At 63.7% G+C, this 18,597-nt stretch carries 20 protein-coding genes; 10 read left to right on the top strand and 10 right to left on the bottom strand.

Going from position 1 to position 18,597, the window contains the following annotated elements:
* The 6 genes from ACR2J1_RS02225 to ACR2J1_RS02200 form a co-directional block, all read left to right on the top strand.
* A partial coding sequence (locus tag ACR2J1_RS02225; protein ID WP_434017722.1) for an alanine racemase C-terminal domain-containing protein occupies positions 1 to 334 on the top strand: 334 nt, incomplete at its 5' end.
* A gap of 3 nt (positions 335 to 337) precedes the next feature.
* On the top strand, positions 338 to 1,720 hold the full coding sequence (radA, locus tag ACR2J1_RS02220) for a DNA repair protein RadA (RefSeq protein WP_434017721.1): 1,383 nt from the start codon (positions 338 to 340) through the stop codon (positions 1,718 to 1,720).
* Positions 1,721 to 1,871: 151 nt separating this feature from the next.
* Entirely contained in the window at positions 1,872 to 2,543 is a 672-nt protein-coding gene (locus ACR2J1_RS02215; RefSeq protein ID WP_434017720.1) for a CvpA family protein, read from the top strand.
* A 104-nt stretch (positions 2,544 to 2,647) separates the two neighbouring features.
* Positions 2,648 to 4,132, top strand: a complete 1,485-nt coding sequence (gene purF, locus ACR2J1_RS02210; RefSeq protein WP_434017719.1) for an amidophosphoribosyltransferase — start codon at positions 2,648 to 2,650, stop codon at positions 4,130 to 4,132.
* 134 nt (positions 4,133 to 4,266) lie between these two features.
* Positions 4,267 to 4,980 carry an SDR family NAD(P)-dependent oxidoreductase gene (locus tag ACR2J1_RS02205; RefSeq protein WP_434017718.1) on the top strand — a complete coding sequence of 238 codons (714 nt, stop codon included), beginning with the start codon at positions 4,267 to 4,269 and terminating at the stop codon, positions 4,978 to 4,980.
* 73 nt (positions 4,981 to 5,053) lie between these two features.
* The gene (locus ACR2J1_RS02200) at positions 5,054 to 5,371 is read left to right on the top strand and encodes a hypothetical protein (RefSeq protein ID WP_434017717.1); all 318 of its coding nucleotides are present in this window, start codon (positions 5,054 to 5,056) and stop codon (positions 5,369 to 5,371) included.
* Between the two features lie 11 nt (positions 5,372 to 5,382).
* On the opposite strand, the gene ACR2J1_RS02195 is transcribed toward ACR2J1_RS02200, so the two are convergent.
* Positions 5,383 to 6,180, bottom strand: a complete 798-nt coding sequence (locus ACR2J1_RS02195; protein ID WP_434017716.1) for an MBL fold metallo-hydrolase — start codon at positions 6,178 to 6,180, stop codon at positions 5,383 to 5,385.
* A complete protein-coding gene (locus tag ACR2J1_RS02190) occupies positions 6,177 to 6,983 on the bottom strand; it encodes a TatD family hydrolase (protein ID WP_434017723.1) in 807 nt (268 codons plus the stop codon). The genes ACR2J1_RS02195 and ACR2J1_RS02190 overlap by 4 nt, the downstream gene beginning before the upstream one ends.
* A 99-nt stretch (positions 6,984 to 7,082) precedes the next feature.
* Between ACR2J1_RS02190 and ACR2J1_RS02185 the strand changes: the two genes are divergently transcribed.
* On the top strand, positions 7,083 to 7,415 hold the full coding sequence (locus ACR2J1_RS02185; protein WP_434017715.1) for a glutaredoxin family protein: 333 nt from the start codon (positions 7,083 to 7,085) through the stop codon (positions 7,413 to 7,415).
* 6 nt (positions 7,416 to 7,421) lie between these two features.
* Here the strand turns inward: ACR2J1_RS02185 and metG are convergent, their stop codons facing one another.
* The 6 genes from metG to ACR2J1_RS02155 form a co-directional block, all read right to left on the bottom strand.
* The gene (gene metG / locus ACR2J1_RS02180; RefSeq protein WP_434017714.1) at positions 7,422 to 8,987 is read right to left on the bottom strand and encodes a methionine--tRNA ligase; all 1,566 of its coding nucleotides are present in this window, start codon (positions 8,985 to 8,987) and stop codon (positions 7,422 to 7,424) included.
* A 56-nt stretch (positions 8,988 to 9,043) separates the two neighbouring features.
* Complete coding sequence (locus tag ACR2J1_RS02175) at positions 9,044 to 10,159, bottom strand: DNA polymerase III subunit delta' (protein ID WP_434017713.1); 1,116 nt, start codon at positions 10,157 to 10,159, stop codon at positions 9,044 to 9,046.
* Complete coding sequence (gene tmk / locus ACR2J1_RS02170; RefSeq protein ID WP_434017712.1) at positions 10,156 to 10,839, bottom strand: dTMP kinase; 684 nt, start codon at positions 10,837 to 10,839, stop codon at positions 10,156 to 10,158. Before tmk ends, ACR2J1_RS02175 begins: the two co-directional genes overlap by 4 nt.
* A 2-nt stretch (positions 10,840 to 10,841) precedes the next feature.
* A complete protein-coding gene (locus tag ACR2J1_RS02165; protein WP_434017711.1) occupies positions 10,842 to 12,011 on the bottom strand; it encodes a D-alanyl-D-alanine carboxypeptidase family protein in 1,170 nt (389 codons plus the stop codon).
* A 140-nt stretch (positions 12,012 to 12,151) separates the two neighbouring features.
* Positions 12,152 to 13,144, bottom strand: a complete 993-nt coding sequence (locus ACR2J1_RS02160; protein WP_434017710.1) for a septal ring lytic transglycosylase RlpA family protein — start codon at positions 13,142 to 13,144, stop codon at positions 12,152 to 12,154.
* 167 nt (positions 13,145 to 13,311) lie between these two features.
* A complete protein-coding gene (locus ACR2J1_RS02155) occupies positions 13,312 to 14,997 on the bottom strand; it encodes an AAA family ATPase (protein ID WP_434017709.1) in 1,686 nt (561 codons plus the stop codon).
* A gap of 363 nt (positions 14,998 to 15,360) precedes the next feature.
* Here ACR2J1_RS02155 and nusG point away from each other — a divergent pair, with 363 nt between their 5' ends.
* Entirely contained in the window at positions 15,361 to 15,927 is a 567-nt protein-coding gene (gene nusG / locus ACR2J1_RS02150; RefSeq protein ID WP_434017708.1) for a transcription termination/antitermination protein NusG, read from the top strand.
* 463 nt (positions 15,928 to 16,390) lie between these two features.
* On the opposite strand, the gene ACR2J1_RS02145 is transcribed toward nusG, so the two are convergent.
* The gene (locus tag ACR2J1_RS02145) at positions 16,391 to 16,789 is read right to left on the bottom strand and encodes a type II toxin-antitoxin system VapC family toxin (RefSeq protein ID WP_434017707.1); all 399 of its coding nucleotides are present in this window, start codon (positions 16,787 to 16,789) and stop codon (positions 16,391 to 16,393) included.
* A gap of 2 nt (positions 16,790 to 16,791) precedes the next feature.
* Positions 16,792 to 17,031, bottom strand: coding sequence for an antitoxin (locus ACR2J1_RS02140; protein WP_434017706.1), 240 nt, complete (start codon positions 17,029 to 17,031; stop codon positions 16,792 to 16,794).
* A gap of 328 nt (positions 17,032 to 17,359) precedes the next feature.
* On the opposite strand from ACR2J1_RS02140, the gene ACR2J1_RS02135 reads away from it, so the two are divergent.
* Positions 17,360 to 17,650: a type II toxin-antitoxin system Phd/YefM family antitoxin gene (locus ACR2J1_RS02135; RefSeq protein WP_434017705.1), complete on the top strand. Its 291-nt coding sequence runs from the start codon at positions 17,360 to 17,362 to the stop codon at positions 17,648 to 17,650.
* On the top strand, positions 17,647 to 18,033 hold the full coding sequence (locus ACR2J1_RS02130; RefSeq protein ID WP_434017704.1) for a PIN domain-containing protein: 387 nt from the start codon (positions 17,647 to 17,649) through the stop codon (positions 18,031 to 18,033). The genes ACR2J1_RS02135 and ACR2J1_RS02130 overlap by 4 nt, the downstream gene beginning before the upstream one ends.
* Positions 18,034 to 18,597: the final 564 nt, after the last annotated feature.

Below are 18,597 nucleotides of genomic sequence, written 5' to 3'. Positions count from 1 at the left end.
CATCCGCACCGTGAAGCGGCCCTCGCGCGTGGCGATCGTCGCGGTCGGTTCCGCCGACGGCATCTTCCACTCGCTGTCCCCGCGCGACGAGGAGGAAGGGCTGAAGGTCTTTCTTGAGGGTCACGCCGCCCCCATCATCGGCCGTGTGTCCATGGATCTCATCACCGTTGACGTGACGGACGTTCCGCCAAGCGCGGCAAGGCGTGGGGCCTGGGTGCAGCTCATCGGCGAAAAAATTTCCGCCCACGATTTTGCCCGCCGCGCCGGCACCATCGACTACGAAGTTCTCACCAATCTCGGCCGCCGCGCGCTGCGCCGCTATCGGAACCGCTAGAGCATGGCCAAAGCATCGAGAGCGTTCGTCTGCCAGGCCTGCGGCGCCGTCAGCAACAAATGGGCGGGCAAATGCCCGTCTTGCGGCGAATGGAACTCGATCATCGAGGAAGCGGTCGCGCCGTCTGCCGGCCCGTCGCTCATCGCCATCAAAGGCGGCAAGGGACGCCTCTCGCCCTTCGAGACCCTGGCCGCGGAGACGGCGGACGCCCCCCGGCTGCCGACCGGCATGGCGGAGCTCGACCGCGTTCTCGGTGGCGGACTGGTGCCCGCCTCGGCGGTCCTGGTCGGCGGCGATCCGGGTATCGGCAAGTCCACGCTCCTGCTCCAGGCAGCCGCCAGCCTCGCGCAAAAAGGTCCGCGCGTCGTCTATCTCTCCGGCGAGGAAGCCACCGCGCAAGTGCGCATGCGCGCCGCACGGCTCGGCTTGCAGCAAGCGCCGGTAGCGCTCGGCACCGAGACCAAGCTCGCCAATATTATCGCGACGCTGTCGAGCGCGCCCCCGCCCTCCCTCATCATCATCGATTCGGTGCAGACGCTCTGGACCGAAGGGCTGGACGCGGCGCCCGGCACCATCTCGCAGCTTCGCGCGTGCTCCTCGGCGCTTGTGAGCTACGCCAAAGGCAGCGGCTCCACCCTCGTCCTTGTCGGCCACGTCACCAAGGATGGCCAGATCGCGGGGCCGAAGGTCATCGAGCATATGGTCGACACCGTGCTCTATTTCGAAGGCCAGAGCGGCCATCAGTTCCGCATCTTGCGCGCGGTCAAGAATCGTTTCGGTGCGACCGACGAAATCGGCGTGTTCGAGATGCGCTTTGAGGGCCTCAAGGAGGTCGAGAATCCCTCCGCCCTGTTCCTGAGCGATCGCGATCGCGGCGTGCCGGGCACTGCCGTCTTCGCCGGCATGGAGGGCACGCGTCCGATCCTGGTCGAGATCCAGGCGCTGGTGGCGCCTTCGCTCTTGGGCACGCCGCGCCGCGCCGTGGTCGGTTCCGACCCCAATCGCCTCTCCATGCTGATCGCCGTGCTCGAGGCGCGCTGTGGCGTCCGCTTCGCCGGCCATGACGTCTTTCTCAATGTCGCCGGCGGCCTGCGCCTGAACGAGCCTGCCGCCGATCTTGCGGCGGCTGCCGCGCTCCTCTCCTCCTTTGTCGGGCGACCGGTGCCGGACGACAGTGTCTATTTCGGCGAGGTCAGCCTGACCGGCGCGGTCCGGGTCGTGAGCCACATGGATCAGCGCCTTAAAGAGGCCGCGAAGCTCGGCTTCGTGCGTGCGGTCGTGCCCGCATCCTTGGCGCCCGATCGTCAAATTGCGGATATCGCGCTGATGCCGGTCTCCCAGCTTGACGAGCTTGTCGCCTGGTTCGGCATGTCATCCGCCGAGTGAGGTCCGTGAGAGGCAGGTCACTGTGGCGCTGAGGCGTCAGTCGCCTGCGACATGCGCCATTCGGCGGCCCAATCGTTGCCGGAAGCGCCCATTTGTGCTTGATGCCGGGGAATCATGATAGTGTCCCGGCCGTCGGAGGAACGTTCGCTTCATGCCCATTTCCTGGCTCGACGTCATTCTGATCGCCATCATGCTTGTGTCGGGTTTCCTCGCCATGGTGCGAGGCTTCACCCGCGAGGTGCTGTCGATCTTTTCCTGGGCCGTGGCCGCCGTGGCCGCCCTCTATCTGACCCCCAAATATTGGCATTCCATCGAGCCTTACTTCCCCTCGCCGAGCATTGCCCAAATCGTCTTTGCCGCCGGCGTCTTCATCCTCACCCTCATCATCGTCAGCCTGATCACCTTCCGCATCTCCGACCGCGTGCTGGATAGCCGCGTCGGCGCGCTGGACCGGACGCTCGGCTTTATTTTCGGCCTTGCCCGCGGTTTTCTGCTGGTCGCCATCGTCTTCATTCTCTTCACGGCGCTCGCGCGCGATCAACCAGACTGGGTCCGCAACGCCAAGTCCTATCCAATTCTTCAGCAGACCCAGGTGGCGATCGAATCGCTCATGCCGGTCAATCCCGAGCAATATCTGCCGGGCCAGTTGAAACCGGAGGATCAACCGGGCACGCAGCCGGACGGCCAGCCTGGAGCGCCGCCCGACGCGGTGCCGCCGGGGGTGCCAGGAACACCGCCCGACGCGGCAGCCCCGGAACCGCCCGCAGCACCGCCCGAGGCAGCACCGCCGCCACCGGCCGCGGCGCCCGAACCGCCGACCTGAGGCGGGACGGCCGGTAACGGTTTGTAGTTAAGCGTCGACGAAGAAGTGTCGCGTGGGATTGAAGCCCTTAACAGGGCGCCTATTTAAAGGAGGCGAGGACGCCCGTGACCGAGCACGTCGATCTTAAAACGGCAGACCTGAGCTGGCTCCAAGAAGACCGGCTGCGGGAAGAGTGCGGCGTTTTCGGCGTCTTCAATCATCAAGATGCCGCAGCCCTCACGGCCCTCGGTCTCCACGCGCTTCAGCATCGCGGACAGGAAGCGGCCGGCATCGTCAGCTTCGACGGCAATCATTTCCACTCCGAGCGCCGCCTCGGCCTCGTCGGCGATCACTTCACCTCAAGACCCGTGATCGAACGCCTCCAGGGCGATACGGCCATCGGCCATGTCCGGTATTCGACCTGCGGCGACGCCGTGTTGCGGAACGTGCAGCCCCTCTTCGTGGATCTGGAATCCGGCGGTTTCGCGCTTGGGCATAATGGCAATCTCACCAACGCGCTCACGATGCGCGAATGGCTGATCCAGAAGGGCGCGATCTGCCAGTCGACGACCGACACCGAGGTGATCCTCCACCTCGTCGCCCGCAGCGAGAAGCACCAGTTCGTCGAGAAATTCGTCGAGGCGCTGCTTCAGGTGGAAGGCGCCTACGCCTTTGTCGGTCTCACCAACAAGAAGATGATCGGCGCGCGCGATCCGTTCGGCATCAGGCCGCTGGTCCTTGGCCGACTTGGCGAGTCCTGGGTCCTCTCGTCGGAGACCTGCGCGCTTGACATTATCGGTGCGGAGTACGTGCGCGAGGTTGAGAACGGCGAGGTCGTCGTCATCACCCGCGAGGGCGTCGAGAGCCACCGCTTCGTGCCTAAATACCCGGCCCGGCCCTGCATCTTCGAATATATCTATTTCGCGCGGCCCGACTCCATCGTCGGCGGCCGCTCCGTCTATGACGTGCGCAAGAAAATGGGCCAGCAGCTCGCGCGCGAGGCGCCCGCCGATGCCGATATGGTCGTTCCCATTCCCGATTCCGGTGTCCCGGCGGCGATCGGATACTCGCAAAATTCCGGCATTCCGTTCGAGTTCGGCATCATCCGCAATCACTATGTCGGCCGCACCTTCATCGAGCCCGAGCAGCGCATTCGCCAGCTTGGCGTCAAACTCAAGCACAGCGCCAATCAGGGCGAGGTCAAAGGCAAGCGCATCATTCTTATCGACGACAGCGTCGTGCGCGGCACCACCTCGGTCAAGATCGTGCAGATGATGCGCGATGCCGGCGCAAGCGAGGTGCATATGCGCATCTCAAGCCCGCCGATCATGCATCCCGATTTCTACGGCATCGACACGCCCGATCAGGAAAAGCTTCTCGCCGCCGCCTGTAATGGCGATGTGGAGGCCATGCGCCGCTTCATCGGCGCGGACTCCCTGGAATTCCTCTCCGTGGACGGCATCTACAAGGCGATGGGTTTCGAGGGCCGCGATCCCAACCATCCCCAGTTCACCGACCATTGCTTCACCGGGGAATATCCGACGCGGCTCCGCGATCGCGAAGGCCCGCCGCAGCAGAAGCAGCTCTCCTTCCTCGCCGAGGTCGGCTAGGCAACAGGCCGTTGGACGCTTACCCTTCAATTCATTCTTTGTCATGCCCGGCCTTGTGCCGGGCATCCACGTCTTTAGGCCGTAGAAATCGTGAATGGCCGGGACGAGCCCGGCCATGACGTCAGGATTGGCTCTTGAGCACACAGCGCCTCAAGGATCGCATCGCGCTCATCACCGGGGCCTCGCGGGGCATCGGCCGCGCCGTTGCGCTCGCCTTCGCCCGCGAAGGCGCTCATGTCGTGCTGCTCGCACGCACCGTAAAGAATCTCGAACCCGTCGACGACGCCATCAAGAAACTCGGCGGCACGGCGACTCTGATCGGCATGAATCTCGTCCACGGTCAGAAAATCGACGCGCTGGGGCCGACACTCTTCGAGCGCTTCGGCAGGCTCGATATCCTCGTCGGCAACGCCGCCATTCTCGAGCGCCTGTCGCCCCTCACCCATATTCCCTCGGATCTGTGGGAGCGCGTCTTCGCCGTGAACGTCACCGCCAATTGGCGGCTGATCCGAACGCTCGATCCGCTGCTGCGTCGCTCCAAAACCGGCCGCGTCATTTTCGTCACATCGGGCGTCGCTCATACCGCGCGCGCGTATTGGGCGCCGTACTCGGCCTCCAAGGCCGCGCTGGAGGCACTGGCGAAAACCTATGCAAACGAGACCGCAGACACGGCGATCCGGGTCAATTTGGTCGATCCCGGCGCGACGGCAACCGCGATGCGCGCCGAAGCCTATCCTGGGGAAGACCCAACGACATTGCAGACCGCGGAAGACGTTGCTGAAATTTTCATCACCCTCGCGTCGGCCGAAGAGAAAGAAAGTGGGAAAATCTTTACTCCTGCCTCCTAGCCTTTTGTGCGCGCAATGGACTCTTGCTGCGCTGCGGGAAGCCGGTACCCTGCGCCGCAGAGGAGGGAAGCTGTTGCTGATTCATCAGGGAAACCCCGCGCGTTTGGCATCATCGCATACGACATTCATCGTCGCGCTGATCGGACTATCTCTCCTGAGGCTGCCTGACCTGGCGAAGGCGAATTGCGCGGGCGGCGCCGCAAGCTGCGCCGAAACGCAAGGCCTATCGCGTGAACTGCTGCAGCGTCAGGACATCGTGGGCGGCGGGCTCACTTTGAATAAGAAGAACTCCTATCAGATCCGCGCCACCGCCGATTTCACCGAGACGATCGCGGAGACCGTCGATAATAGCGTCGCCGGCAAGCTGCAAGTGAGCGTTCCGCTGCCGTAAAGCGCGCGCGATCATTCGCTCTCGATCACCATGCCGTCATAGGCGGGCTCCACGCCCTCGGGCAGCGCATCCTTCAGAGTCTCGTAGTCGAGATCGAGATGCATATGCGTGAGCACGGCACGCTTCGGCTTGATCCGCGCGATCCAGGCCAGCGCCTGGTCCACGGAGAAATGACTCGGATGCGGCGTGTAGCGTAAGGCATCGATGATCCACACATCGAGCCCTTGCAAATGTGCAAGTGAGTCCTCGGGCAAATCGCTGACATCCGGCGAATAGGCGATGTCGCGGAAGCGGAAGCCGAGCGACTCGCCGTCGGCGTGGCGCTGGCTGAACGGCATGATTTCGAGCGCCCCCCCTGCCCCTTCGAAGCGCACCATCTCCCCCGCCCTGATCTCGTGCGAGTCTAGGATCGGCTGATAGGGGCTACCGGGCGGCGTATGAAAGCAATAGGCGAAACGCTCATTGAGCAGTCTGCCTGTCGCCGCGTCGTGATAGACGGCGACGCGGCGATGGGCGTTGAAGGCGATCATGCGGAGATCGTCGATGCCGTGGGTGTGGTCGGCATGATCATGCGTGAAGAGTACGCCGTCGACGAGGCCAACATTCGCTTCAAGCAGCTGCTCGCGCAGATCCGGCGTGGTATCCACCAGCACCGATGTCGTGCCCTCGCCGCCCTCCTGCTCGACCAGCACCGAACAGCGCCGGCGTCTGTTCTTCGGATTCGCCGCGTCGCAGGCCCCCCAATGATTGCCGATGCGCGGCACCCCGCCGGAAGGTCCGCAGCCCAGAATGGTGAGCTTGAGGCTCATGCCGCATCAGGTTTGGGATTCAGTGCCGTGCGCGGGACCTTCCGGAACAGCCGGAAAAAATTTTCCGTCGTTACAGCCGCCATCTCCTCGGGCGGAAGCCCGCGCACAGAAGCAAGCCGCGCGGCCGTATGGGCGACATGAGACGGCTCGTTGGTACGCCCGCGCAAGGGCTCGGGCGATAGATACGGCGCGTCGGTCTCGACCAGCAGCCGGTCTAGCGGCGCCTCCGCGGCGATCTCGCGCAGCGCGTCGGCCTTCTTGAAGGTGAGCACGCCGGAGAAGGAGAGATAACCGCCGAGCGCGAGCCCGCGCCGCGCAAGCTCCGCCCCGCTCGTGAAGCAATGCAGCACGAAGGGGAATGCGCCCTTCGTCGTCTCCTCGTCGAGGATGCGGGCAATGTCCTCATCGGCCTCGCGCGCATGGACGACGAGCGGAAGCCCCGTCTCGCGCGCCGCAGCAATGTGGGTGCGGAAGCCCTGCTCCTGCGCGTCGCGCGGACTGTGGTCGTAATGATAGTCGAGCCCCGCCTCGCCAATCGCCACCACCTTTGGATGCGCGGCGAGCCGCACCAACTCCGCCGCCGTCACGTCCAGCTCCTCGGCGGCGTTGTGCGGGTGCGTGCCCACCGAACAGAACACGTCGGCACTTCCCTCCGCGATGGCGCGCACCTCGTCGAAGCGCTTGACGCGCGTGGAGATCGTCACTATCAGCCCCACGCCGGCCTCGCGCGCGCGCGCCAACACCGCCTCGCGCTCGGTCGCGAGCTCGGGAAAATCGAGATGGCAATGGCTGTCGATTAGCATCACGGAAAGATGAAACACCCTTGTTCGTCAGCCTGCTAGCCTAGCCAAGGGGCGGCTTGCGCTGCCCTATGTGGAACATATGGCGGGAGGAGACAACAATTGCGTGCGGGAAAGCTTATAACGAAGTCCCTGTTCTATCTTGTGGCTCCCGCCGTGGCGGCTTCGCTGCTCGCGTTCTGGCCGGGCGCGGCCGAGGCCGGATGCAGCAAAAGCGTCACCATGTACAACGCGTCATGGTGCCCCTACTGCAAGCAGGTCCGCGCCATCCTCGCCCGTAATAATATCGAATACAAAATCCTCGACGCCACCACCGTGCCGGTGCAGGCCGTCATGCTGCGCAAGTTCGGCGATACCGCCGTGCCGCGGACGGTGATCGGCGGTGTGGTCGTCGCCGGCGTCGACGAGGCGCGGATCAAGCAGCTTTGCCGCTGATGAAAATTACGACGCTGCTTCGGCCCCCTCCGGCTCCACATAACGCGGAAACACGGCCGCCGGCGCGGGCAGTGCCGCGCCCGGCGTGAGCCGGCCCGCCGCGCCGAGATCGGCGAATCCGCGCGCATCCTCCGCCACGCCGAGCTGACCGAGCAGCGTCGCGGCGCTCTCCGGCATCACCGGCTGCACCAGAATTGCGATCTGCCGCACGACCTCGGCGGTCACGTACAGGATCGTGGCCATGCGTGCGGGGTTGCTTTTCTTATGCGCCCAAGGCTCTTCGCCGGCGAAATAGCGGTTGGTGTCGGCGATCAGCGCCCAGATGGTCTCGAGCGCGCGGTGGATCGCGAAGTCGTCGATCTCCGCCGTGACGAGCGGCAGCAATTCGTCTGCCGCCGCCAAGATGCTGCGATCTGTCTCTGTCAGGTCACCCGGCGCAGGCACCGCGCCGCCGCAATTCTTGGCGACCATAGAGAGCGAGCGCTGCGCGAGATTGCCAAGATCGTTGGCGAGGTCGGCGTTGATGCGCTGCACGATCGCCTCGCGGCTGTAATTGCCGTCCTGTCCGAACGGCACCTCGCGCAACAAAAAATAGCGGATCTGATCGACACCGTAATCCTTCGCGAGCACGAAGGGATCGACCACGTTGCCGACCGACTTCGACATCTTCTCCCCGCGATTATAGAGAAAGCCGTGGCCGTAGATGCGCTTTGGCGGCGCGATGCCCGCCGACATCAGAAACGCGGGCCAATACACCGCATGAAAGCGGATGATGTCTTTGCCGATAATATGCACGTCGGCGGGCCAATAGCGCTTGAAGCTCGCGGTGGTCTCGTCGGGAAAGCCGACGCCGGTCAGATAGTTCGTCAGCGCATCGACCCACACATACATGATGTGTTTCGGGTCGCCCGGCACGGGGATGCCCCAGTCGAATGTCGTGCGCGAGATCGAGAGATCTTGCAGGCCGCCGCGCACGAAGCTCTTCACCTCGTTCGCGCGCGTCTCGGGCCCGATGAACTCGGGATGGGAATCGTAATGCGCGAGCAGGCGGTCTTGATAGGCCGACAGCTTAAAGAAATAGCTCTCCTCCTCGACCCATTCGACGGGCGTTCCTTGCGGCGAGAGCTTGCGTCCGTCGCTGGCCTCCTTCAGCTCGCTCTCGTCGTAATAGGCTTCGTCGCGCACCGAGTACCAGCCGGCATATTTGTCGAGATAGATGTCGCCGTTCGCCTGCATGCGCCGCCACAATTCCTGGCTCGCGGCCGCATGGCGCGTCTCGCGCGTCGAGATGAAATCGTCGTTCGAGCAATTGAGCGCGGCGACCATCTCCTTGAAGAGCGGCGTATTGCGGTCGGCAAGCTCGGCCGGTGTCAGGCCCTTCGCCTTTGCCGTCTGTAGCATCTTGATGCCGTGCTCGTCGGTGCTGGTGAGGAAGAACACGTCCATGCCCGGCAGGCGGCGAAAGCGCGCGAACGCGTCGGTGGCCACGGCCTCATAGGCATGGCCGATATGGGGCGCATCGTTCGGGTAGGAGATGGCAGTCGTGATGTAATAGGGCCGCGTTGCTGCCATGGGCGGCAGGAATAGCCGCGACCGTCCCCGCCTGCAAGCGCGGCCGCGCGCCTAGCTTAAGGCCCCTCCGCTTGCGCGAGCTGTTGCAGCCGCTGCCCCGTCTCCAGCAGCAACAGCGAACGGTCGAGGTTCAACGCAAACGCATCGGCCCTGGCGCGCCCGATTGCTTCCCATGCCTGCGCCCACAACGAGAGCGTGTCGTGATCGATCAGCCTCTGGGCCAGGGCCTGCTCCTCGGGCGTTGCCCCCTCGCCCGTGGCGCTGAAGCGCACGAGCCGCTCCATCACGCCGAGAAGGAGAGAGAAGAACAACTCTACGCGCTCTCCGTCGCCTGCAGCCTTGTCGATGAGCCGGTGCAGACGGGCCGCATCGAGATCGGGCAGTGCCGCCAGCAGATCCATGATCTCCTGGTAAAGCGCGATGCCCTCCCCGCTCACAAGTTCGAGGGCCCGGCGCACGCTGCCTTCGCTCAGAGACAGGGCGACGTTCAGGGCGTCGTCCTCAACGTCGTGATCGTCGCGGGCAAGCGCCGCGCGCAGAGCGGATTCGAGATCCGCAGGCGCAAGCGCACCGACGCGGAGAATGCGGGCGCGGGAGCGGATGGTAACCGGCAGTCTGCCCTCGGCACCGGTGATGAGGAGAAAGACTGTCCGCGGCGGCGGCTCTTCGAGCGCCTTCAACAGGGCGTTTGCCGCATTCTGATTCAGCTCGTCGGCGCGGTCCACGATCACCACGCGATAGCCGGTCTCGCCGGGGGTGCTGCCGAGAAAGGCACGCAGCCGCCTCACCTCGTCGACGCCGATCCACTGCGAATATTTTTTCGTCTTTTCGATCCAGGAGCGCCTCAACACGAGAAGGTTGGGATGCGACTGCGCCGCGACTTTGCGAAAGACGGCATGATCGGGCGCGAGCCTGAGACCTTGGGGGACGCCATCGGTGACGGGGAGCAGCAGAGCGCGCGCGAATTGGTAGGCGAGCGTTGCCTTGCCGACGCCCTCGGGCCCGGCAAGCAGCCACGCGTGATGCATACGTCGGCTATGCAACGCGTCTTCGAATTCCTGGATGGCCTGGCCATGACCGAAGACGCGATCGACCTCGCGGGGCACGGAAAAGCCTTCAAGGCGGTCGGGCTCGTTTGCCGTGCTGCGCGACAGCTCCGCCGCGGCGCTCATGGGCCGAGCCGCGCTTCGACTGCCTCCCAAATGTCCTCGGCAATCACAGCCTCGGGCTGGCGTGCATCGATGACGATGCAGCGGTGGGGCTCTTCCTCCGCGATATCGAGAAAAGCCCTCCGCACGCGCTGATGGAGCGCCACGTCCTGGGCCTCAAACCGGTCCGGGGCCGCGTCGCCGGCACGCTCGGACGCGCGCGCGAGACCTACCTCGACGGGAAGATCGAGAATGACGGTAAGGTCGGGCAGCACGCCGCCGATGGTCAGCCGCTCCAGCGCATTGATGGCCGGCCGCGGAACGCCGCCGGCTGCGCCTTGATAGGCTCGGGTCGAATCCATGAATCGGTCGCAAACAACCCATGCCCCCTCCATGAGGGCGCCGCGGATCGAGCGGTCGACATGGTCCTGCCGCGCCACCGAGAATAGGATCGCCTCGGCGAACGGCCCCATATCCGACACGCGCCCGGTGAGAAGCGCCTCGCGGATTTCCTCCGCCAGCGGCGAGCCGCCCGGCTCGCGCGTGGTGAACACGCTATGACCGGCGCGCGCGAGACGATTGGCCAAGATCCCGGCTTGCGTGGATTTGCCCACGCCCTCGCCGCCTTCGAATGTGATGAAGCGTCCGGCTGGTGCGTCGTGCTGCACCTCGTCGATGTCGCTTTCCTCGTCGATGTCGCTCACGGCTACAGCAGCCAACCGAAAGCGAGGACGAGAAGGGAATCGAGACCGCGCATGGCGAAATTGCTCTGGCCGATGTCGTCGCCGGCGTAAAGCGGGATGTCATTCGTAGCTGTCGCCTCCTCGGACGTCACGCGGAGCACCGCGACCCGATCGCCCTTCTTGATCGGCGCCTTGATCGGTCCTTGATAGATGATCTGCGCCGACACTTTACCGGTCGCGTTGGTCGGCAAGATGATGTCCACAGCGCCGTCTCCCACCAGCGGTACATAGTGCTTCGTGCCGCCCCAAACGAGCGCGTCGCTGACCTTCTCGCCTTCATCGAACAGCGTGAACGGCTTGAAGTTCTTAAAGCCCCACTCGATCAGCTTGCGCGGCTCCGCCTCGCGATCCTTTTTGGAATCGAGGCCGTTCACCACGACAATGATGCGCTGCCCATCCCGTATCGCGCTCGCCACGAGGCCGAAGCCAGCCTCATCCAGGAAGCCCGTCTTCAGACCGTCCACGCCGAGTTCGGCCGTGAGCAGCGGATTGCGGTTGCGGAAGAGATGTTTCCGGTACTGGAATTCCTTCTCGCTGAAATAATAATAATATTCTGGATAGGTCTCGATGAGATAGTTCGCGAGGATGGCGAGCTCGCGTGCCGTCATCAGATGGCCTTCCGCCGGCAGCCCCGTCGAATTGACGAAATGCGACTGCTTGAGCCCGATCTGCTTCGCATACTGGTTCATCGCTTTCGCGAAGGCCTCTTCCGTGCCGGAAATGCCCTCGGCGAGGATGATGCAGGAATCGTTGCCGGACTGGATGGTGATGCCGCGAATGAGGTCCTCGACGCTGACCATCTCCTTGAGCGGCGCGAACATCGCGGAGGTGCGCGACGGTGCCCCGCCGGTCCGCCACGCGTGCTCGCTCACCTTGAACTGATCGTCGAGCTTCAGCCGGCCCGCTTTCAACTCGCGGAACGCGACCGCGAGCGTCATGAGCTTGCTCATGCTCGCGGGCGGAATCAGCGTGTCCGCATCCTTCTCGAAGAGAACGAGATCGGCGTCATAGTCCATGAGGATGGCGTGTCTGGCCTTGGTCTCGAAGGCCTTCGGCGCCGGCGCGGCGAGCGCCGGCAGTTGGGCAAAGCCAACAGCGAGAAGGACGCCCACCAACGCGCGCTTCATGAACATGTCAGGCCGCAAGACGTACACGGGGTTACGGGTTTCCAGAGCAGCCGGGAGCGCTTTCGAGCGCCGTCATCGGTTTCCGGCCTTCGGGGCACTATCAAACTCTAGAGCCGAAAAATCAACCGTCAGCGGCGAAACGCGCGTTAGTTCCTGACGATCTTGGCGCCGGAATAGCCACCCCGCCGCACTTGCCCGAGCGCCTTTTTGGCGTCGCCGTCACTGGCGAAGGGGCCGACGCGCACGCGAAAAAAAGTTTCGCTGCCGACGGCCACCGGCGCGACCTCGACCGGCGCGATCGCAGCGAGCCTGCTGCGCGCCCGATCGGCATTGTCCTTGTCCCGGAAGGACCCCGCTTGCACCAGGATCCCCGTCACAGGATCAGCCGCCTCGGGCGCGACGCTTGGCGGCGTACCCACGGTAAAGGGCGCGGTTTGCGGTTTCGCGGCCATCACGGTCGGCGGCACGAATCTGTTGGGATTCTCCTGCGGCAGCGGTGTACCCCCGGGAATGCTGCCGACGGGGAGCGGATCCACCTTTGGCTTCCGGGCCGTGGCGGCGACCTGCATCCAGCCTTGGTTTGCCAGAAATTTCTCCTCGTAGCGGTCGTCGCCGTTCAAGGGCGCGCGCGCCATATATTGCACCTGCACCTGCGCGGTGCCGTGCTGCCGGAAACCAAGCGCTTCCGCCGCCCGGCGCGAAACGTCGATGATGCGGTCATTGGCGTATGGGCCGCGATCGTTCACGCGCACGACGATGGTGCGGCCGTTGGAAAGATTGGTGACCCGCGCATAAACCGGCAGCGGCAGCGTCGGATGCGCGGCCGAAAGCCGTTCCATATCGTAGATTTCGCCGTTGGCGGTGCGGCGCCCGTGGAACAGCTCGCCATACCAGGAGGCCCGGCCGATCCTGCTATAGCTTGGGTCTTCGCGCGGCTGATACCAGGTTCCCGCGATCTGGTAGGGCTTGCCGACGCTGTAGCGGCCCCCGCCTTTCGGCACAGGTTGGCCAAGGGGAATGACGCGCTCGCCCAGTTTCTCTCCGTTGCCGCCGCCGCAGGACGCAACCATGCCGGCCGGCATCGCGAGGACGAGTAGGGTCACGGCCAAGCGGGCGTAAGGCTTGAATCCCTCACTCATTCCGGGCCGCCCCGCGCCGTTGACGCGCGCGGCCCTACGCACCAAACTCACCGCCCCGACCCCGCCTGCATTCGCGTGGATGAAGCCGGCGGTCCCTAAGCCTGAAACAGGCTCTCCGCCGGCACAGACCCCATTGTCGCGGGTCAGGGTTAGGAAAGGGTGAAGCCTCAGCGCGCGGCGTCGGCCCCGCCGATCACCGCGAGGCAGGATTTCACAACGTGTTCCAACGGCTTACCGGCATCAACGCGAACGAAATCAAGCACCCCGAGATCGTAAGCGAGCTGCTCCTCGACCACGTCAGGGGTGGCGTCGGAGACATCCCCAAGCCGCTTCGCCACCCGCGCCTTGAGAATGGCAGGGTCGGCCTCGAGCCAAAGCCCGGTGAAGGAAACCCTAAACGTTTCAGCAAGTTCGCGTACCGCACTGCGCTCATCGGGGCGGGCATGAACCCCGTCCAGCACCACGGAATGACCGGCTGCCAAGGCTAAACGGGCGCGCTTCCGGCACATTCTATAAACAAGGTCGGAAACCTCTGACGTATAAGCCCTTTCCGGGAGCCGCACCTCGGCGCCGACACCGAACATGCGCTTCCGCTCGACATCGCTGCGGATGTGAATTGCACCGGGAAATCCCCCCAATTGCGCTGCTGATGCCCGGGAAAGAGCGGATTTACCACTCCCCGACAATCCCCCGATCACGACCAGGCACGGGGGCGGCGGCGCGAGATAGGAGCGCGCGAGATCGAAATAGTCCCCGACCTCGGCGAGCACGGGCGCGGCCTCATCCGGAGACGCCGAGAGCGCGCGCAACAGCTCGACCTTGGCACGGATCGCCGCACGCGTGGAGAGATAGAGGGGCAGGAGCGCGAGCCCGAGCAGATTGCCGGTGCTCCCCTCGCGATCGAGATAGGCGTTGAGCACGGCATTGGCGTGACCGCGCAACCCGTGTCTGCCGAGATCAATCAAGAGGAAGGCGAGATCGTAGAGCACGTCGATGGTGGCGAGCGCATCGTCGAACTCGATCGCGTCGAACAGCACCGGCTGACGATCGATCTCGACGATGTTGCGGAGATGCAGATCGCCGTGACAGTGCCGCACATAGCCGTCGCGCGCCCTCGCCTTCAGGAGCGGCACGAGCACGGTGAGCGCGGCGAGAGAGGACTCCGCGAACGCGATCGCATCCTCCGCCGGGAACAGTTCGGGATGCGCAGCGAACACCGAGGCGTTGTCGGCAAGAACGCCGGCGAGGGAACGGGCCGGCACGTCCTGCGCGAGGAAGCGATCGGCGGAACTGTGAAAGTCGGCGATGACGGTCGCGAGCGGCGCCATCATGGCAAGCGGCAAGCGACCCTCCTCCGCCATGCGGTGGAGCAACGCCTCCTGGTCGAAGCGGCGCATCACCAGCACCCATTCCACAACATCGCCGCCGGCCTCGTCGCCGGACAAACCCTTGCTCGTACCCTCCGCGCCGAATCGAAAGCCGTCCCCGGGTCCGCGCAGGACCGGCACGACTCGCAAATACAACCCGGGCGCGGTCCGGGCGTTTACGCGCAACTCGTTCAGGCAGGCGGCGCGCCGCCGCGCTAAAGTCGAGAAGTCGAGAAACGGGTATTTGACTGCCTTCTTGACCTTGTAGGCATAGTCGCCGGCGAGAAAAACGATAGAAGCGTGGGTCTCGATGCGATCTACGGCTGCAGAAAGTAGGGCATAGGCTTCGGGGCGCCCCATGAAATTCAAGACGTTAGCCTGTAGAGAATCGTCAGCGCCATCGCCGAGGATCGAGGACGATGAGCGAAACGACGCGGAACTCGCCACAGAAGATGCGCCGTCGCCGCCAACAGACGAGGCTGCCATCAGTACCCCGACCCAAAAGTCCAAGGAGACGTCGAGCGCCACTGCGGCGCAGGCTCAGCTCATTGGCAAAGCAGAGTGGATCGAGCCTTTGGTCGACGTCAACCTGAGAGAGCGCCCTCCTTGTCGGCATCAGTCGTGTGGCTCGGGGTAGCGAACTCTTGGTGGTGGGGTCTAGACGTCGAGAGACTGTCAGAACAGCCTCCCGCAAAACTCGCAATACGCCCTCTCAACACCCCTCGTCTCGGCTACGCTTCCCGTCCATGCTCACCTTAGGGGCGGACGAAGCTCGAGGGGATCCATTGCCCCTCTCCTGCCAACATTCCCGCTTCAAGTGTCCCATTACAGTGGGAGCACGGGTGGGGAATGCGTGCGTCAGTCGAGGAATTTCCCGCTCAATCGGGTGCTATTTTGGAGCTAATTGGTCAGGAGCGGTGGTTCGTGGTTCGCACCCAGCCTCGCCGTGAAGCACAGGCCGAGCGACAGCTTGCCAACCAAGATTATCGAATATTCCTGCCGCGCTTTCGCAAGAGCCGGCGCCATGCACGCAAATTCGAGATCGTCTCGGCACCGCTGTTTCCGGGCTACCTTTTTGTCATCTTGGATCTAAGCCGCGATCGTTGGCGAAGCGTCAACGGTACTTACGGTGTTGACAGGCTCCTGACCCGGGCGGGAGCCCCGGAGCCGGTGCCGCACGGACTAGTGGAGCAACTGCTAGCCGCGATCGACGCTGAGGGGGTTGTGCGACTCCATCCCAACCTGCAACACGGCCAGATGGTTAGGGTCTCGGCAGGGCCGTTTGCCGACCTCGTGGGCCGGCTGCAACAACTCGACGATTCCGGCAGGGTCAGGATTTTGCTTGAGGTTTTGGGTGGAAAAGTTCCCGTTCTGCTCTCGGAAGATTGTGTCGTACCCACCGACCAAGTGGCCTGATTGTCTTTTTTTCCCGTCCCCCATTAGCGACTAGGCCCCCCATCGAGCCCCGACGCATCGAGGACGATGATCGCGCTCTCGCGGGCAGTTCTCCGGAGTTGCGCTCAGCAACGAGATCGCTGGCAGCGCGCATACACGACACACGTCTCACAGGCCCTCCCCCCGGCTTTCGGAAGCAATAGCTTTGGAGGAAATGATCAAGGATCGAGTTGCGCAACATTCAGCACGTCATGCCAACCTTTGAACCTCCTCCGCGATGCCCGCGCAGAGACTCGGAGGTGTGCTCGGTCAACCGTTCGATTTGCAGGTCGCGGCTCCGATCGGGCCCGCTTGCGCTCGTAGTTGGACCGCCCCAGCATTTTGCATCGCAGCATTTGGGTTCGTTTTGCCGAACTAGGCTCGTCGTCATCGCAAATTTACAACCATTAAGTGTATTAAATATTCGATCAACCATACCAGCTTTTCAGGTTCTCGATGGCCACGCCAGTGACGAGAGACCAGGCACATCCGAGAAGTCATCCGGGTTGAAGGTGACCAAGGTCGCCCGGTGCACCAGAGCTTGCGCCGCGATCATCCGGTCGAGCAGCTTCCGCCGCGAGTAGCCAGCACTTGCGACAATGGTCCCATAGGTCTTCGCCGCAAGATCATCGAACGCCAACGCTGGAATAGCGCTCAACATGGCGTCGAGCCGCGCCCTGCGAACAGGCGCGTGCGCCGGCTCCCGATAGACGCCGCCCTCCAACTCCACGCGTGTGACAATCGACATGAGTACAGCGCTCTGGAGTGCAGCCACCTTTTGCGTGACCGTGGGGTCGCCATCGCGCAACTGGATCGCGACATTGGTGTCGAGCAGGAACGCCACCGTCAGAGGCCTGCGCGTTCGGGAAGCTCTTCGTCGTCGCGCTCTTCGATGGACGGCGGTACTGGCAAAGCCTCCAAACGCGCAATCATCTCGGGGATGGAGGTCGCGGCGGGGTAAACAGTCAGCACATCTCCAGACCGGACGAGGACGAGTTCAACGTCCTCCCCGAAGGCGACACCCTTGGGGAGCCGGACGGCCTCGGAATTGCCACTCCTGAACGTACGAGTCTTTGCGACAGTCATGGCTTTATGCATCTAAATGTATACGTGTATATACCAGATTGACCCTCATTGTGCAAGGCGATGTGTTACGAGCCCGGCTCGCCCCCTTGGTTGGATCGTCCTGACGTGCCTGGTCTCGAACCCTTGAATATTCCGCGCCGCACCCGCGCCCCCACCGGCCGCTTGGCCGACGAGGACGTTTTGCGCATGAACCGTGCGATCCTCGTATTTCTAGGCCTGGCCGGATAAGCCCAAAGAAACGCCTTGACGCGCACCTTGCTTCCCCCACAACCACTAGGCCTGCGTCAAGGCTTGACTGGAGTAGCTTCCGGTAGCTACATTGTTCTGCATGCGAGCAGTGGGCCTCAAAATTTTAAAGAACAAGCTCAGCGAATATGTCCGCCTCGCCGCGGGAGGCGAAACGGTGCTCATCACCGACCGCGATGCGGTGGTGGCCGAGATCGTACCGCCCCGCCCCGGCCGCAGTCCGATGCTCGCCGATGCCCTTCTGGCCGAGGCTGTGCGAAGCGGGTGGATCACCCCCCCGGCGCTTGCCGGCGATGCCGCGGTACCGCGTAAGCCCATCATGCCTTTCCGCGAACTTGCTCGGGAGATAGAGGCCGATCGGAAGGACCGGTGATCTATCTCGATACTTCGGTCGCTCTGGCGCAGCTTTTAGCCGAAGACCGCGCGCCGCCTTCAAGCCTTTGGAGTGAGCCGTTGATCGCCAGCCGACTGCTCGAATACGAGATCTGGACAAGACTGAACGCGCAACGACTCGACCAGTCTCATGGCGAGGAGGCGCGGGCTCTCATTCAGCGCGTGGCGTTGATCGAGCTCGCAGCACCGGTCTTGCAGCGGGCCCTCGAACCGTTTCCCGTTCCGGTGCGCACTCTCGATGCGCTGCATCTCGCTTCGATCGCCTTTCTGTTAGGGCGGGGCCAGACAGTAGAACTGGCGAGCTACGATGACCGTCTTCTCGCCGCGGCGCAGGCTCTTAAGATTTCCATTGCCGCGCTTTGAAGGGAAATCGTTTGACCGAACGGGCCGAATGTCGGAGCAAGCCGACCGCTAGTTTAGTTGCCTGCCTCCGGGGTCGATCTGAATCGCGAAGATTTCGTACCCTTCCGCGAGGGCCTCGCGCGGCTGGCTGCCCCTCCTCGCCGAGCCAGCGAACATCACGCTTTGGCGACAACTCGTTTAGCACGCCAAAACAGGCCTTACCTGCCGACCGACTTCAACTCGGGCCGCTACGAGCGGTCGGAGGCAACTTTCCCAGCTTTCGAAGCAAGGCCTGGACTTCGCCTTCCCGCTCCGGATCGCCAAGCGCCTTCACGACTTCGCGCACCAGCGCGTCATCATCTTTGCGGACGTGGACTTCAAGGCGCCGGAACTAGCTGGAGCGTGGCTCGGCACAACAAACCATCGCAAAGTCCCACGATGCATTGGCAGGATCTGTTTTGCGGCATCACGCGGCCTCGCGCGGGCAGACGTCGCGCTCGATCCGACGACGTGCCGTACGTTGGGCAATTTCCAGGTCGTATTGCGCTTGTAGGTTCACCCATAGCTCAGGTGAGGTGCCGAAAT

This window comes from Methyloceanibacter sp. (assembly GCF_050999895.1).
In the GTDB taxonomy this organism is placed as follows: domain Bacteria; phylum Pseudomonadota; class Alphaproteobacteria; order Rhizobiales; family Methyloligellaceae; genus Methyloceanibacter.
The sequence above is the reverse complement of the archived record's forward strand: the minus strand, read 5'-3'. Positions and strand labels throughout refer to the sequence as shown.

Bases quoted from the DNA above. Each gene is read 5' to 3' on its own strand.
- ACR2J1_RS02165 (WP_434017711.1), bottom strand. From the start codon at position 12,011: ATGTTCATGAAGCGCGCGTTGGTGGGCGTCCTTCTCGCTGTTGGCTTT.
- metG (WP_434017714.1), bottom strand. From the start codon at position 8,987: ATGGCAGCAACGCGGCCCTATTACATCACGACTGCCATCTCCTACCCG.
- ACR2J1_RS02175 (WP_434017713.1), bottom strand. From the start codon at position 10,159: ATGAGCGCCGCGGCGGAGCTGTCGCGCAGCACGGCAAACGAGCCCGAC.
- nusG (WP_434017708.1), top strand. From the start codon at position 15,361: ATGCGTGCGTCAGTCGAGGAATTTCCCGCTCAATCGGGTGCTATTTTG.
- ACR2J1_RS02135 (WP_434017705.1), top strand. From the start codon at position 17,360: ATGCGAGCAGTGGGCCTCAAAATTTTAAAGAACAAGCTCAGCGAATAT.
- ACR2J1_RS02190 (WP_434017723.1), bottom strand. From the start codon at position 6,983: ATGCTAATCGACAGCCATTGCCATCTCGATTTTCCCGAGCTCGCGACC.
- ACR2J1_RS02215 (WP_434017720.1), top strand. From the start codon at position 1,872: ATGCCCATTTCCTGGCTCGACGTCATTCTGATCGCCATCATGCTTGTG.
- ACR2J1_RS02195 (WP_434017716.1), bottom strand. From the start codon at position 6,180: ATGAGCCTCAAGCTCACCATTCTGGGCTGCGGACCTTCCGGCGGGGTG.
- ACR2J1_RS02160 (WP_434017710.1), bottom strand. From the start codon at position 13,144: ATGAGTGAGGGATTCAAGCCTTACGCCCGCTTGGCCGTGACCCTACTC.
- ACR2J1_RS02140 (WP_434017706.1), bottom strand. From the start codon at position 17,031: ATGACTGTCGCAAAGACTCGTACGTTCAGGAGTGGCAATTCCGAGGCC.
- ACR2J1_RS02155 (WP_434017709.1), bottom strand. From the start codon at position 14,997: ATGGCAGCCTCGTCTGTTGGCGGCGACGGCGCATCTTCTGTGGCGAGT.
- radA (WP_434017721.1), top strand. From the start codon at position 338: ATGGCCAAAGCATCGAGAGCGTTCGTCTGCCAGGCCTGCGGCGCCGTC.